Source organism: Halorubrum sp. JWXQ-INN 858 (assembly GCF_009806985.1).
Taxonomy (GTDB): Archaea; Halobacteriota; Halobacteria; order Halobacteriales; family Haloferacaceae; genus Halorubrum.
Window position 1 is genome coordinate 87,611 of the sequence record NZ_WUAX01000005.1, and the last position, 14,557, is coordinate 102,167.

Below are 14,557 nucleotides of genomic sequence, written 5' to 3' on the forward strand. Positions count from 1 at the left end.
CGAGGGCCCGACAACCGCGCCGATTCTCAGGGCGTGAAACGCGCCCCGGGGAGTTTTTCAGGGTGGAACGCCGACCGCGGGTCATGCGCCGTCGCGCGGTCGTGGCCGGGACGCTTACCGCCCTCACCGCCGGGTGTACCGACCGGATCCACGACGTCGCCGCCTCGACGCCCGGGGACGTCGACGTGCGCAGCCGGTTCGTCGACGGCGACCCGCTCGTGGCGTCGGCCGGCGTCACCGGGCGTTCGGCGGACGAGGAGACGTCCGTCCTCTCGTTTACGTCGGCTGACCGCGCCGTCGCGGACCTCGGTTCCGGCGCGGAGGCGGCCCGCTCGTTCGTCGCCGACACCGACTTCGCCGACGAGGGCGGCCGGTCGGTGCTGCTCGTGACCCAGCGGCTGACGTCGCCCGCGGTCGACCTCCGGCTCCGCGCGGTCAACCGGACCGGCGGGCGGTCGCTCCGGGTCGGCGTCGACGAGGTGGGGACCCGAAACGACGCCGACCCGGCGGTGAAGACGCTGTTCGTTCGGGTGGCCGACGAGCGCGGGCCGCCGGAACGGGTGACGGTCTCCGTCGAGAACGACCGTGTCGCCGTGACGGTCTGATTGAACCGTTCCGTGTCGGTGAGCCGCATGTCCCGCCGAGGTCCGTCGGTTTTTAAGCTCCGGCGACGCCTCCCTCGGACATGGCTACCCTCTCCCGTCGTGCTCTCGGTGCCCTGCTTCTCGTTCTCGCCGCCCTCCTGTTCGCCCAACCGTTCGCGCTTCGGGCGGCGACGACCTCGGTCGCGTATCCGACCGTCGCGGACCCGTCGACTCTGGTCGGCCTGCTACCGCCGGCACTGCTCGCCGCCGGCGCGGTCGTATTCGCGTCCGGCGCCGCCGCGTCGGCCGGACGGTCGCTGACGCCGCGCTTGAGCCTCGCCGCACCCGCGCTCTGTGCCGTCGCCGGGCTGTCGTTCGGCGTCGGGGCCGCCCCCGTCGTCGTCTCGGACCCAGCGGTCGTCGTCTCGGGGGCGGCCCCCTTCACCGTCGCCGGGTCGGTCGTCGGGGGCGCGCTTGCACCCGTCACGCTCGGGGCGCTGAAGGGGGACACCGTCGCGCTGCTGGCCGGCGTCCTCGTCTTACTCGTCGGCGTCTTCGCCGCGCCCGCCCCGGCGTTCGCGCTCGTCGCGGGGCTGCTCGGCGGCGGCGGTGCGGTCGGCCTCCTGTGGGCCGTCGACGCCGAGACGTGGCGTCCCTGACGGCTCCGGAAGCGTGAGCCTCTGGCGGTCCGGAAGCGTTGGTTTTCGACTGGTCCGGTAGCGCCGTCGCCGCCGAACGGCCCTGCGACCGAGGGCAACCCGAGACGCCCGAAAAACAATCTAACTTGTTCTACTACAAATTCGTTGGCAATGATTAAGAGGGTAGAGCGGATCACACGTGATACGGTTCGTCCGGGTCGGCGGTCGCGTCGACGGGTCGCGATCGCCGCGGTCGTCAGCGCCGCGCTCGCGCCGACCGTTCCTCGTTCGGGAGTGGCGACGCCGTTCGTCGCCGTGACCGCCGGCCAGGACGTGCCGAGTTACATATGAGTACGACGACACACGACGACGCCGTTTGCGGCCTGATCGACCGCGCACGGGCGGGATACGAGGACGTACTGGACGACGCCGACCGCGACCGGATCGTCGCGGAGATAACCCGGGCGCTGTACGACGGCGCGGACCCGAGTGAAACCGCCGAGGCGACGGTCGACGCGCTGACGGCACGGATCGAACGCGACCCCGCCTACGACACGATGGCGGCTCGCGTCGCCCGCGCGGACTACGTCCGTCGGGTGACCGGCGAGCGCCCGCCCGCGGACGCGGACGCCCTCGCGGACGCCTATCAGGACGCGTTCCGCGACGCGATCGCCCGCGGGCTCGAGGCGGATCTCCTCGACGAACGGATGGGCGAGTACGACCTCGACCGGCTGGCGGACGCGATCGAGCCGTCCCGGGACGAGCTGTTCGAATACACCGCGCTCGACACGCTCGAACAGCGCTACTACCTCCGAGAGGCCGACGGCGAGCCGTTCGAGCTCCCACAGGGGTTCTGGATGCGGGTGGCGATGGGCGTCGCGCTCCGCGAGGACGCCGCCGAGCGCCACGACCGCGCCGAGGAGTTCTACGAGGTCCTCTCGACGCTGCGGTTCGTCCACTCCACGCCGACGCTGTTCCACGCCGGGACGACCCATCCGCAGCTCTCCTCGTGTTACCTCACGACGGTCCCCGACGACCTCGAGGGCATCTTCGACGCGTACAAGGAGCACGCGAAGCTCTCGAAGTGGTCCGGCGGCCTCGGGAACGACTGGACCCCGCTGCGGGCCGACGGCGCGCTCGTCTCCTCGACGGGCGTGGAGTCGACCGGGACGGTCCCCTTCCTCAAGATCGCCAACGACGTGACCGGCGCGATCAACCGCTCCGGGAAGCGGCGTGGCGCGGCGGCAGCCTATCTCGAGGCGTGGCACCTCGACTTCCCGGCGTTCATCGACCTCCGACGGAACACCGGGGACGAGCGCCGCCGGACCCACGACATGAACACCGCGGCGTGGGTGCCGGACCTGTTCATGAAACGCGTCGCGGCGGACGCCGAGTGGACCCTCTTCTCGCCGGACGAGGTGCCGGACCTCCACGGCACGTACGGCGCGGCGTTCGAGGAGCGCTATGAGGCGTACGAGGCGGCCGCCGAGCGCGGCGAGCTCCGCCAGTACGAGACCGTCGACGCCGCCGACCTCTGGCGCCGCACGCTCACGCGACTGTTCGAGACCGGACACCCGTGGATCACGTTCAAGGACCCGTGTAACGTCCGGTCACCGCAGGACCACGTCGGCGTGGTCAACTCCTCGAACCTCTGTACGGAGATCACGCTCAACACCAGCGAGACGGAGACGGCCGTCTGTAACCTCGGTTCGATCAACCTCGCGCGCCACATGACGTTCCGCGGCGACGCCGAGGCGTCTCCCGCGCCCGACGACGTCGCGGCCGCCGCGCGCGGATCGGTGAACGCCTCCGACCGTTCCGTCGCGCGGGGGGCCGACGGCGACGCCGCCGAACTCGACGCCGAGCTGTTCGCCGACACCGCCGAGACCGCCATGCGCATGCTGGACAACGTCGTCGACCTCAACTTCTACCCGACCGAGAAGGCGGAGCGGTCGAACACGCGCCACCGCCCCATCGGGCTCGGACTGATGGGCTTTCACGAGGCGCTGCAGCTCGCCCGGGTCCCGATGAACTCCGAGCGGGCGATCGGGTTCGCGGGGAGGGCGGGCGAGCTGCTCGGCTACCACGCGATCCACAACTCCGCGAGGCTCGCGGGCGAGCGGGGCGCCTACGAGTCGTTCGAGGGGTCGAAGTGGGACCGCGACCTGCTCCCGCAGGACACCCTCGACCTGCTCGCGGACGAACGAGATCGGGATATCCCAGTCGATCGCGAGGAGACGCTCGCGTGGGACGCCGTCCGCGAGGCGATCGCCGAACACGGCATGCGCAACTCCAACACGACCGCGATCGCGCCCACGGCGACCATCTCCACCATCGCGGGGACGACGCCGTCCATCGAGCCGGCGTACTCGAACCTCTACGTCAAATCGAACATGTCCGGCGACTTCACCGTCGTCAACGAACGGCTCGTCGCCGACCTCAAGGCGGAAGGCCAGTGGGGGTCGGCCGCGCTCGACCGGCTGAAGTACCACGACGGGGCGGTGGGTGACCTCGAGCTTCCCGGCGGGCTTTCGGACCTGTATCGCGGCGCGTTCGAGATCGACCCGCGCCACCAGCTCCGTCTCACGGCCCGGCGCGGCGCTTGGATCGACCAGAGCCAGTCGCACAACGTCTTCTTCCCGTCGACGGACGGGTCGCTGCTCGCCGACGTGTACGGCACCGCGTGGGAACTCGGCCTGAAGACGACCTACTACCTCCGCACGCTCGGGGCGTCCGGCGTCGAGAAGTCGACGCTCGACATGGCCGAGTACGGCGACACGCAGTCGCGCGGGACGGACGGCTCGGACGACGACGCCGACCCTGAAACGGCGGCCGATCCCGACACGTCCGACGACGGCTCGGACCTGCCGACCGTCGAGGACCCGACGTGTGAGGCCTGCCAGTAGCGGTCGCGAACGACGTTTCCACCGCAGCGACAGACCACAGCTTCACAGCCACCCACGCGCCGCACACTCACAGCCACCCACGCGCCGCACACTCACAGCCACCAACACGACACACCATGCCGATACTCAACCACGACAGCCACCACGACCCGAACAAGATCCTGCCGATCGATTACGACTGGGCCCGCGACTACTACACCGACGGCGTCAACAACAACTGGGTCCCCGAGGAGGTCCCGATGGCGGACGACGTCCGCCAGTGGGAACACGACGAGCTCACCGACGCCGAGCAGCGGCTCGTCGAGTGGAATCTCGGCTTCTTCTCGACGGCGGAGTCGCTCACCGCGAACAACCTCGTGTTGGCCGTCTACGACTACGTCACCGCACCGGAGTGTCGCCAGTACCTGCTCCGGCAGGCGTACGAGGAGGCGATCCACACGGACACGTTCATCTACTGCTGTGACTCGTTGGGGTTCGACCCCGACTACCTGTACGGGATGTACGACCGGATCCCCGCGATCGAGGCGAAAGACGAGTTCGTCGTCGACCTCACGCGAGCCATCGACCGCCCCGACTTCACGATCGACACCGACGCGGACGTCCGCGCGTTCCTCCGGGACCTCGTCGGTTTCTACGTGATCATGGAGGGGATCTTCTTTTACGCCGGCTTCGCGATGATGCTCGCGCTCAAACGGCGCGGGAAGATGGTCGGCGTCGGCGAGCAGTTCGAGTACATCATGCGCGACGAGTCGCTCCACCTCAACTTCGGGATCGACCTGATAAACACGATCCGCGAGGAACACCCCGGCGTCTGGACGGACGCCTTCGAGTCCGAAGTCGAGGACCTCGTTCGCGAGGCCGTGGCGCTCGAGTCCACGTACGCGCGGGAGGCGTGCCCGCCGGACCTCCTCGGAATGAGCGCCGACGGGTTCGTCGAGTACGTCGAGTACGTCTCCGACCGCCGGCTCACACAGCTCGGCATGGACGACGTGTACGGCACCGAGAATCCGTTCCCGTGGATGTCCGAGGCGGTCGACCTCAACCGCGAGGCGAACTTCTTCGAGCGGCAGGTGACTGAGTACCAGTCGGGCGGGTCGCTCGACTGGTGAGTACGGGAACCTGAGCCGTCCGTCGCCGTTCCGTCGATGACGGCCGCGACGGCGGCGACGACGTCGGTCGGGATCAGCGTGACCGTCTGTCGTCCGGGTCCGCCGTGACGCCTACCGACCCGGCTGTTCCGTCTCCGCCTCCAGCTCGACGTCCTCCCGGCTGGACATGTCCGCGTCCTCGTACGACTCCATCTCTTCCAGCGAGGACTCGATGTCCTCCAATCCGAGCAGCTTCTCGGTCTCCTCGTCGAACGCCTTGGCCTCCAACCCCTCCATGTCCTGGACGTCGGAGCCGGAGAGCGCCTTCCCGTAGCGCCCGACGAGGCTGGTGAGCTCCTGGGGGAGCACGAACGTCGTCGACTCGCCCTGTCCGATCGCTTCGAGCGTCTCCATCCCGCGTTCGATGATCGCCCGCTCGCCCATCGACTCCGCCGACCGCGCCCGCAGCACCGTCGAGATCGCGTCACCCTGCGCCTCGAGGATCTGACTCTGTTTCTCCCCCTGCGCGCGGATGATGTTCGACTGCTTGTCACCCTCTGCCTTCTCGACGGCGGAGCGGCGCTCGCCCTGCGCCTCGAGGATCATCGCGCGACGGCGACGCTCGGCCGACGCCTGGTCCGCCATGGCGCGTTGGACCTCGCGGGAGGGGCTGACCTCCCGGACCTCGACCGCCTCGACCCGGATCCCCCACTCGTCGGTCGGCTCGTCGAGCTCGTCGTGGATCCGGTCGTTGATCTCCTCGCGTCGCGAGAGGGTGTCGTCGAGCTCCATGTCGCCGAGGACCGCCCGCAGCGTGGTCTGTGCGAGGTTCGAGACCGCCTTCTTGTAGTTGTCCACCTCGAGGAACGCCTTCTTCGCGTCCATCACCTTGATGTAGACGACCGCGTCCGCCGTCACCGGCGAGTTGTCCCGCGTGATCGCCTCCTGCCGGGGCACGTCCAGCGTCTGCGTCCGCATGTCGAACGCGTACGTCCGCGAGACGAACGGGGGGACGAGGTGGATCCCCGGCTCCAGCAGGGTTCGGTACTCGCCGAACACCGTGAGCGCCTCCCGGTCGTACGCGTCGACGATCTCGACCGCGCTGACGACGGTGACGAGCGCGAGGAGGAGCGCGAGCGTCGCCACTCCCAACACGAGGCTCTGGCTCAACAGCGCGACCCCGACCAACAGCGCCGCCCCGAGCGCGAGGTACTGCCAGACCGCGTCCGGTAGCGCCCCGGTCGGGTCGTCGAGGTCGAAGGGATCGGGTCGGGGACCGTTGCTTCCCATACCCGACGTTACGGTTCGACGACGTTAACAGTTCGCACGTGTGGCCCGGGCTCCACGGTCGGTCCTCACGCCCGCGGTTCCGATTCTATATCGCGACTGTCGATTTATGGGGGCTGATCGACACCGACCCACCCCGTCCGAGCTCCGGGTCCTCTACGCCGACCACGACGCGGTGGCGCTCCCTTTCGGGCGACGCCGTCGCCGTCGGGGCGATACACCGAGATACACCGATCGCGAGACGAGTGGCCCGCGAGCTCGCGAGCGGTTCGTCCGTGGGTCCCGCGTGAAAAGGGTCGATCCGCCGATCGGCCGTCTACCGCAGCGCGTCCAGCCGGAACTCGAACGCCGCGACAGGCACCTCGAGGTCGTGCTCGGCGAGGACCGCCGGGTGGACCTCCCCGATCACGCCGACGGGCTCCCCGTCGATCACGACCGCCGCCGTCCGTCCCCCGATGAACGACGGGTGCTCCGTCCGCGGGGTCGACAGCTCCGCCCCGAAGTCGTCACAGAGCGCCTGCAGCCGGCCCTTCGCGGCCTCGTAGGAGGCGTCGCGGCGGGCGACCGCGGCGGCGACGCTGCGGTGTTCGGCGACGTTCGTGTTCTCCGACTCGTCGCGCTCGGCGACGAAGCCGACCTCGGCGACGTCCTGCGGGTACGCGTTGTGCGTGTTCCGCTCCAGCAGGGCGACGATGGAGGGAAGCGCCCACGTCCGCAGCTGGGTGTAGTCCTCGCTGTACGGCTCCGTGATCGAGACGGGGTCACCGCCGCCGACGACGTCGCTGCCGGGTTCGACCCGCATCCGGTCGTAGTTCTCCGGCGCGCTCGTCATGTGGAAGTTGAGCAGGTCCTCGAAGCCGAGCCCGACGAGGCTCGTCCGGACCGCGTCCTCCAGGCGCGACCGCTCGTGGCGGCCGCCGACGGTGCCGACGTCGGGGTAGCGCGGCTCCAGCCGGTCGAAGCCGTACGCCCGTCCGACGTCGTCGATGAGGTCCAGCGGGTGGAGCACGTCGACGCGGTACGGCGGGATCTCGACCTCGTAGGTCACGTCCTCGCCGAGCGTGTAGCTCGCGTCGAGCCCGGAGCGCTCGAAGCAGTCGACGACGGCTTCGGGCTCGAAGTCGACGCCGAGCAGCGTCTCGATCCGGTCGTGGGTCACGGACTTCGTGTCCGTTTCGAGGTTCGGCCGAACGAGCGCCGAACCGTACTCCTCGGGGAACGCCGCGCCGTCGGCGTACTCGATCTCGACCGACTCGATCGTCGCGCCGCGCGCGGAGAGCGCGTAACAGACGATCGTACACATCTTGTCGATCGTCCACTGGTCGGTGCCCGTGAGCTCGACCAACAGGTCGCGGGAGCCCGTCGTCACCTCCGTGCGTTTCCCGTTGATGACGGGCGGGAACGAGAACAGCCCCAGCTCGTCGTAGATCGCCGGATAGCGGTCGTACGACGCGACGAGGTCGGCGTACGTCCGTCCCGTGTCGTGCTCCTCGAGCACCGCGGCCGGAGTCAGCTCGTCGTTCGAGTCCAGCGGGACGAACGTGTCGCCTTCGGGGTCGACGCCGCGGTAGGTGACCGACGGCTCGGCACCCTCCTGGAGCGGGGCCCCCTTCACCATCGCGAGGTCGTGGATCCCGATCGCGCCCTTCGCGCGGCCGCGCCCCATCGTCGCGTGGAGCTTCTCCTGCAGCTGGATGAGCGAGTCAAGGGCGGCGTCGTCGAGGTCGACCCCGCGGACCACCGCGCCGGTGACGTAGGGCCGCTCCTCGGGAACCGACTCGTCCACCTCGATCGTCCACTCGGCGTCGTTCGTCTCGGGGACGTAGACGCCGCGAGCGTCGCCGTAGTGGTACCGCAGCGACCGCGCGACGCCCTCGACGCTCAGCCGGTCGAGCCGGTCGGGCGCGAACTCGAACTGGAGGTCGCCGTCGTCCGTCTCGCCCTCGAACTCCAGGCCGAGCCCGAACAGGTCGGCCTTCAACTCGGCGTCGTCCTTGTCGGCGTGGCCGGTCAGCTCGCGCAGCTCGTCGGCGTCGATGTCGACGACGGGCATCAGTAGCTCACCTCCGCGTTCCGCAGGAAGTCGATGTCCGCCAACGTCCCGTGGAGGTCGCGGATGTCCTCCGCGCCCGTCGTGAGCATGGCGAGCCGCTCCAAGGCGAGCCCCCACGCCATCACGTCGCAGTCGACGCCGAGGGGCTTCGTCACCTCCTCGCGGAACACGCCGGAGTTGCCGATCTCGATCTCCTCGCCCGTCTCGGGGTGCTCGCCGAACAGCTCGAAGGAGGGCTCCGTGTACGGGTTGTAGTGCGGCTTGAAGCGGATGTCGGTGATGCCGAACTGGCGGTAGAACTCCTCGAAGGTGCCCATCAGGTCACGCACCGAGAGGTCCTCGGCCATCACCCACCCCTCGATCTGGTAGAACTCCAACAGGTGCGTCGGGTCGAGCGTGTCGTTTCGGTACACCTTCTCGACGGAGAAGTAGCGCTGTGGCGGCTCCAGCTCCGCGCCCGCGTACCCGGAGAGGTAGCGCATCGACAGCGACGTGGTGTGGCCGCGCAAGGCGATCTCGCGGGCGAACTCCTCCGACCACGGCGAGTGGTAGCCGTCGCCGTCCGGGCCGACGCCCTCGCGGTGGGCGGCCTCGACGCGCTCGAGCAGCGCCTCGGGGATGTCCGCCATCGGCGGGACGTCGAGCGCGAACCGGTCCCAGTGGGTCCGGGCCGGGTGGTCCTGCGGCATGAACAGGCAGTCGTTGATCCAGAAGTCGCTGTCGGCGTGTGGGCCCGCCATCTCCTGGAAGCCCATTCCGACGAGGACGTCTTTCACGCGGTCGGCGGTCCCCCGGAGCACGTGCTTCCGGCCGCCGTTGACCTCGGGGGCGTCCGCCTCGACGTTGTACTCGGTGAACTCGGCGTCGCGCCACTCGCCGCTGGCGAGCAGCTCCGGGGTCACCTGGCCGACCGTTTCCGCGGCCTCGACGCCCTCCATCAGCGCGTCGACGCCGGCGTCCGTGAGCGTGACTGCGCGCGTCGTCCGCTCGACGAGATCGACGAGCCCGCGGGAGGCGAGCCGATCGAGGACGTCGGTATCGATCGGGTCGTCGGCGTCGTCATCGGCCGCGAGCGCCGCGAGCGCCGTCGCCTCGGGGTCGGCCTCGGGGTCGGCGTCCGCGTCGACCGACAGCTCGCCCGAGTCGATCGCGCCGAACCCCTTCCGCGGGAAGTTCGCCAGCGCAACGTCGACCTCGTGGCCCGCTAGGTCGGCGGCCCCGATGACCTGTCCCATCGGGACGGGCCCGTCGCCCGCGCCCGCGTCGAGCGCCGCGCGGTAGAGCCGGGTCTCCGGGAGGCCGTCGGCGACGTAGCGTCGCCCCTCGTCGGTGAGTTCGGCGTGCTCGGTCGTCGTCTCCGAGACGGCGAGCAGTCCCTCGTCGCGGAGGTCGAAGGCCGCGCCCGTGACCGTCTCGGGTTTGTGACCCGTCGCCGCCGCGAGGTCGTCTATCGTCCGTTCGTCCGTCGCGCTCGCGGCCTCGAGGACCGCGAGCTGTCGTTCCGGGAGTCGCATTCGAGTTGTGTGGATACGCGTGTGGCTGGTTCCTAACGGTTCCGACACGTCGCGGCCGTCGCGGTGGGTGGATGAGACGACCTCATCCCCCCCGACCGCACGACGGATCGCCCGGTTTCACCGCCCCGTCGCGGGGCGGATCCGCCGCGCGCGACTCACGCGAAAAAGGGTCCGAACACGTCGCCGTCGTTCCGGGAAGCGGTGCCGTCCGTGGCGTGTTCGGGTGCCATGTGCTCCCGTGGATCGTGATGGCGTTTATAAGTTTCGCCGTCCTCTGCCCGCAGCTCGTTTCGGTTGCGTCCGTGGAGGTCCGGTCTGCGTGTCACACCCGCGTTCACAGCGATCCGGACGTCTGCCGCTCCCGTTCGAGTCGCTCACAGCCGATCACCAGCGCGTCGGGGATGTCGGCGACGGTCTCGTAGAGCGCGTCGAAGACGACGGCGACCTCCGCGAAGCGCGGGCCGCGGGACGCGCTCAGCGGCTCCCGTTCCCACTCGATGAATCCGTGATCGGCGAGCAGCGGGAGGTGACGATGATACAGCTCCTGTTGGAGCGTCCGGTGATCGACGGGAACGTTGGGAGTGATGGCGCTCTCGGGCAACGGGACGGACCGGCCCGGCGGCGCATCCATCAGCGAGGCGACGATCTGTCGGCGGGGCTCCGCCGCGAGGGCCGTGAAAACCCGGTCCCAACGCGCGACGACACGCCGTCCCTTCTCGACACGCGTGTTTAGCTCCGTCATATGCGTTATACACTCTGCAGAATATATAACGTTTTAAAGGGTAGGTCACGCGGCCCGTTCCCCGCCCGTCTCCGCGTCGTCGGCCCGTCGGCGGAGCGCGGCGATCCGGTCCCCGAGCGGGGGTTGGACCTCGAACCACGTCGACCAGTCTCCCGTCTCCGGTTCCACGCCCCGGAGGTCGGCGACGTGCTCGAACGCGTCGGCGACCCGGGCCGCCCCCACCGCGTCGGCGGCGCGGTCGTCGGCTGCGTACTGCACGCGCCGCCCGACCCAGAACGCGGCGACGCCGACGAGGATCACGGAGAGGAACCCGGAATCGAACGGGACGATCGTCGTCACGATCGCGGCGAGGATAGTCAACACGGCCGCGACCGCGATTGCACGAAACTCGCCGTAGTACGTCCCGACGCGTCCGCTCTCGGCGGCGATCAGGCCGAGGGCGACGTCCTCGTCCATCCCGTCGAGCACGTAGTCGGTGACGAACAGCACTCGGCGACGTGGCGGGCCGCGGACCGCCACGTCGACCGATTCGGCACCCTCCGTCGCCACGACGGCCACCCGGTCGACGCCGAGGCCCGCCTCGCGGCGGAGCTCGTCGAGGTACGCACGCTCCGCGTCGGTCGGATCCCTGAGGTTCCGGTAGCGGTCGTTGACGTACAGCGGACCGACCTCGACGGCGAGGAACGCGACGATCGCCACGACGACGAGGAACGCGACCGTGATCATCTACGGGTCACTGCGCCCCGTAACGGTTTAAAACGGCGCGATCCGTCAGAGCAGTCGACGGTCGTCGACCGACGGTCGGCTCCGGAGGGCGGTCGGCGTGCCGCCCGTCTGGATGATGTTGAACGCGGTCATCAGGTCCGAACGCGAGATGAGCCCGACGATCTCGCCGTCCGCGTCGACGACCGGCAGCCGGCCGACGCCGTGTTCCTGCATCGTCTGGAGCGCGGCCATCGCGTCGGTGTCGCGCGTGACGGCCGTCAGGTCCGTCGCCATCACGTCGCCGACGCGGTAGGCGTCGCGCTCGACGTCCCTGACCTCTCGGGCGTCCTCCAGCGTCACCATCCCGACGAGGTCCTCGCCGCGGAGGACGGGGTACCCCGTGTGGCGCTCGCGGAACATCCGGTCCATCAGTTCGGCGACCGTCGTCTCCTCGGTGACGGTGTGGAGCCGCTCGCGCGGGGTCATCACGTCGTCGACGGTGACGTCCTCGAAGGCGGCCTTCAGCGTCGTCTGCTGGGCCTCGCCGGAGGCGGCGATGTAGATGAAAAACGCCAGCAGGATCAGGATGACGTTGAACGCGAACAGCCCGACGATCGCCATCATGAACGCGAACACCTTCCCGACCGCCGCGGCGCGCTGGGTCGCCTTCGCGTGCGGTTGGTTCCGCGCCATCAGCGCCCGCAGCACCCGCCCGCCGTCCATCGGGAAGGCGGGGAGCATGTTGAACACCGCGAGAACGATGTTCAACAGCGCGAGGTAGCCGAACACGAAGAGCACGGCGTCGCTGCCGACGGGAGCGAACGAGAAGACGGCGTAGCAGGCGAGCCCGACGGCGACGCTCACGATCGGGCCGGCGACGGCGATCCAGAACTCGTGTTTCCAGTCCTCGGGGAACTCCGCGAAGCTGGCGATGCCGCCGAGCAGCCAGAGGGTGATCGAGTCGATCTCGTAGCCGTACCGCATGGCGACGAGCGAGTGGCCGAACTCGTGGAGGAGCACGCCGCCGAACAGCCCGAGCGCAGCCGCCAGCCCGAGCGCCCACGGGGTGAGCCCGCCATCGATCGCCGCCAGGTCGATCCCCGCCCCCATCGTGTCGTTCATCAACGCGCCGATCGACGCCACCTCGGAGCCGATCAGGTAGGCGAAAAGCGGCAACACTATCAGGAACGTCCAGTTGAGCCTGACCGGGATCCCGACGACGGTCCCGATCCGTATCCCACGCATGCCTCCCGCTTGGAGCGGCCGCCGCTTAAACGTCGGGTGGACGGTCCGGGAAGGGTTCGGCGGAGCTCGCGGAACGCTCGGCGGTCGGCTCGACGGGCTGGTCGGCCGGATCGCGGCTCGACTCACGCGGCCGTCGCGGTGCGCACACCTTTTATACATCCCCGAGCCGATGACGGCGTATGAGCGACCCCACCGACGCCGGCCCGACGCCGGTCGTCAAACGCGGACGCGAGGTCGAGTACGAGCCGGTCGACGCGGCGTCCGGGCTCCGGAAGGGCGTGCTCCTCGACGCCTCCGACGGCGCGCCGACGTTCGCGATCCGGCGCTTCGAGCTCGATCCCGGGACGGAAGTCCCGCGACACACCAACGCCGTCGAACACGAACAGTACGTGCTCGCGGGCGAGTACGTCGTCGGGATCGGCGACGAGACGCACACGGTCAGCGCCGGCGACGCGCTGTTGATCCCCGCGGGCGTCGAACACTGGTACCGCAACGACGGCGACGCTCCCGGGGCGTTCCTCTGTGCGGTGCCGAACGGCGACGACACGATCGAACTCGTCGACTGAGGGCGTGCACCGGGCGTGTCGACCGGCGGGCGCCGCTCCGACGGTCCCGGCCTCGACTCATCCCGCCGTGGGCTCCCTTTCCGTCGCCGCGAGTTCATTCGCGACGTCCCTCACCGTTCCCGGATCGCTCGTCCAGACCCCGAGGTAGCCGTCGGGCTGCTCCCGTGCGACGAGCCCACAGGCCTGCGTCGCGTCGCTTCCGCCGTCGAACGCGAGGACCCAGTATCGCCCGATGCTCTCGTTCGAGTGTCCGTGAAAGGTGATCCCCGGAACCTCCGGCGGCGTCCAGTCCGCGAGGCCGTAAATATGGACGTCGAGGCCCGTCTCGGCCGCGAGGTCCCGGTAGGCGTCGGCCTGCGATTCGAACGTGGAGAGGGTCTGAAAGCTCACGCGGAGCGTGCCGGTTCCGACCCGATAAGCGCGGTCCTCGATCTCTCTGCTCACCGCGAGGAGGTTGCGGCGCTCCAGCGCCGTGAACACCGTTCCGTCGAGCACCTCGAAGAGGACGCGATACCCCTCCGAGACGTCCGTACGCTTCCAGGGTCGGACGATCGGTGGCTCGAGCAGCGATCGGAGCTCTCGAGCGCCGAACACCCCCGCGAACTCGCCGTCTTCCTCGATCAGGACGAACGGCTCCGGTCCTCCCGGCGGGAGCGTTCGGTAGTCGACGTCGACGTCGCGGGAGGCGAACCGCTCCTCGATGTCCGCCCCGTCGTCGCGTTCGTCGTGTCCGTCACTCGCGTAGATCGTGAACCGTCGCTTCCCCTCTCCAATGCCGGCGAGGAGCTGGTCAAGGACGGTCACGACCGCGGCGACGCTCCCGAGCCGACGCTCCGACGGATGAGGTCGTGGACGAGCGGATCGATCGGTTCGATCCGGACGGTGCCGCTCCCGCGGTCGTAGGCCAGTAACCCGAGATCCGCGAGCAGCGGCAGGTGAACGTGCGCGAGTCCGACGATGACTCGTTTCCGATCCTCGTCCGTTCGCATCGTTCCGTGGTCCGTCGCGTCCCAGCCGACGAGGACGGTGGCGAGTTCGTCGACCGTGCTCTCGTCGCCCTCCTGTAGTATCCACAGCAGCCGGCGTCTGGACGTCGACGCGAGCGCACGATAGAGCCGGTCGTCGGACAGATCCGGCGTCACGTCGGGTCGCAGTTCCCGCTCGCTGCGTTCCGGTCCTTTGGTCCCCCCCATCATGGATCACTGACTATCGTCTCCCCCGTGTCATGA

At 69.3% G+C, this 14,557-nt stretch carries 13 protein-coding genes; 5 read left to right on the top strand and 8 right to left on the bottom strand.

Annotated features, from left to right (window positions below):
* Positions 1-83: 83 nt before the first annotated feature.
* From GRS48_RS01760 to GRS48_RS01775, 4 genes are all read left to right on the top strand, one after another.
* The gene (locus GRS48_RS01760) at positions 84-605 is read left to right on the top strand and encodes a hypothetical protein (protein WP_159483216.1); all 522 of its coding nucleotides are present in this window, start codon (positions 84-86) and stop codon (positions 603-605) included.
* Between the two features lie 80 nt (positions 606-685).
* Complete coding sequence (locus tag GRS48_RS01765) at positions 686-1,243, top strand: hypothetical protein (RefSeq protein WP_159483217.1); 558 nt, start codon at positions 686-688, stop codon at positions 1,241-1,243.
* A gap of 326 nt (positions 1,244-1,569) precedes the next feature.
* Complete coding sequence (locus GRS48_RS01770; RefSeq protein ID WP_159483218.1) at positions 1,570-4,128, top strand: ribonucleoside-diphosphate reductase subunit alpha; 2,559 nt, start codon at positions 1,570-1,572, stop codon at positions 4,126-4,128.
* A 116-nt stretch (positions 4,129-4,244) separates the two neighbouring features.
* Entirely contained in the window at positions 4,245-5,237 is a 993-nt protein-coding gene (locus tag GRS48_RS01775; protein WP_159483219.1) for a ribonucleotide-diphosphate reductase subunit beta, read from the top strand.
* Between the two features lie 111 nt (positions 5,238-5,348).
* Here GRS48_RS01775 and GRS48_RS01780 read toward each other — a convergent pair whose 3' ends face one another.
* From GRS48_RS01780 to GRS48_RS01805, 6 genes are all read right to left on the bottom strand, one after another.
* Positions 5,349-6,506, bottom strand: a complete 1,158-nt coding sequence (locus GRS48_RS01780; RefSeq protein WP_159483220.1) for an SPFH domain-containing protein — start codon at positions 6,504-6,506, stop codon at positions 5,349-5,351.
* Positions 6,507-6,819: 313 nt separating this feature from the next.
* Positions 6,820-8,556: a phenylalanine--tRNA ligase subunit beta gene (gene pheT, locus GRS48_RS01785; RefSeq protein ID WP_159483221.1), complete on the bottom strand. Its 1,737-nt coding sequence runs from the start codon at positions 8,554-8,556 to the stop codon at positions 6,820-6,822.
* Complete coding sequence (locus GRS48_RS01790; RefSeq protein WP_159483222.1) at positions 8,556-10,070, bottom strand: phenylalanine--tRNA ligase subunit alpha; 1,515 nt, start codon at positions 10,068-10,070, stop codon at positions 8,556-8,558. Before GRS48_RS01790 ends, pheT begins: the two co-directional genes overlap by 1 nt.
* 334 nt (positions 10,071-10,404) lie before the next feature.
* Positions 10,405-10,812, bottom strand: a complete 408-nt coding sequence (locus GRS48_RS01795; protein ID WP_159483223.1) for a hypothetical protein — start codon at positions 10,810-10,812, stop codon at positions 10,405-10,407.
* 45 nt (positions 10,813-10,857) lie between these two features.
* Positions 10,858-11,538, bottom strand: coding sequence for a peptidase (locus tag GRS48_RS01800; protein WP_159483224.1), 681 nt, complete (start codon positions 11,536-11,538; stop codon positions 10,858-10,860).
* Between the two features lie 45 nt (positions 11,539-11,583).
* Positions 11,584-12,762: a M50 family metallopeptidase gene (locus GRS48_RS01805; RefSeq protein ID WP_159483225.1), complete on the bottom strand. Its 1,179-nt coding sequence runs from the start codon at positions 12,760-12,762 to the stop codon at positions 11,584-11,586.
* Between the two features lie 179 nt (positions 12,763-12,941).
* On the opposite strand from GRS48_RS01805, the gene GRS48_RS01810 reads away from it, so the two are divergent.
* Positions 12,942-13,328 (top strand): cupin domain-containing protein, encoded by a 387-nt coding sequence (locus GRS48_RS01810; protein WP_159483226.1) that lies wholly within the window; start codon positions 12,942-12,944, stop codon positions 13,326-13,328.
* A gap of 57 nt (positions 13,329-13,385) precedes the next feature.
* Here GRS48_RS01810 and GRS48_RS15370 read toward each other — a convergent pair whose 3' ends face one another.
* Positions 13,386-14,132, bottom strand: coding sequence for a DICT sensory domain-containing protein (locus GRS48_RS15370; RefSeq protein ID WP_159483227.1), 747 nt, complete (start codon positions 14,130-14,132; stop codon positions 13,386-13,388).
* Entirely contained in the window at positions 14,129-14,524 is a 396-nt protein-coding gene (locus GRS48_RS01820; RefSeq protein ID WP_235027967.1) for an ArsR family transcriptional regulator, read from the bottom strand. Before GRS48_RS01820 ends, GRS48_RS15370 begins: the two co-directional genes overlap by 4 nt.
* Positions 14,525-14,557 lie beyond the last annotated feature (33 nt).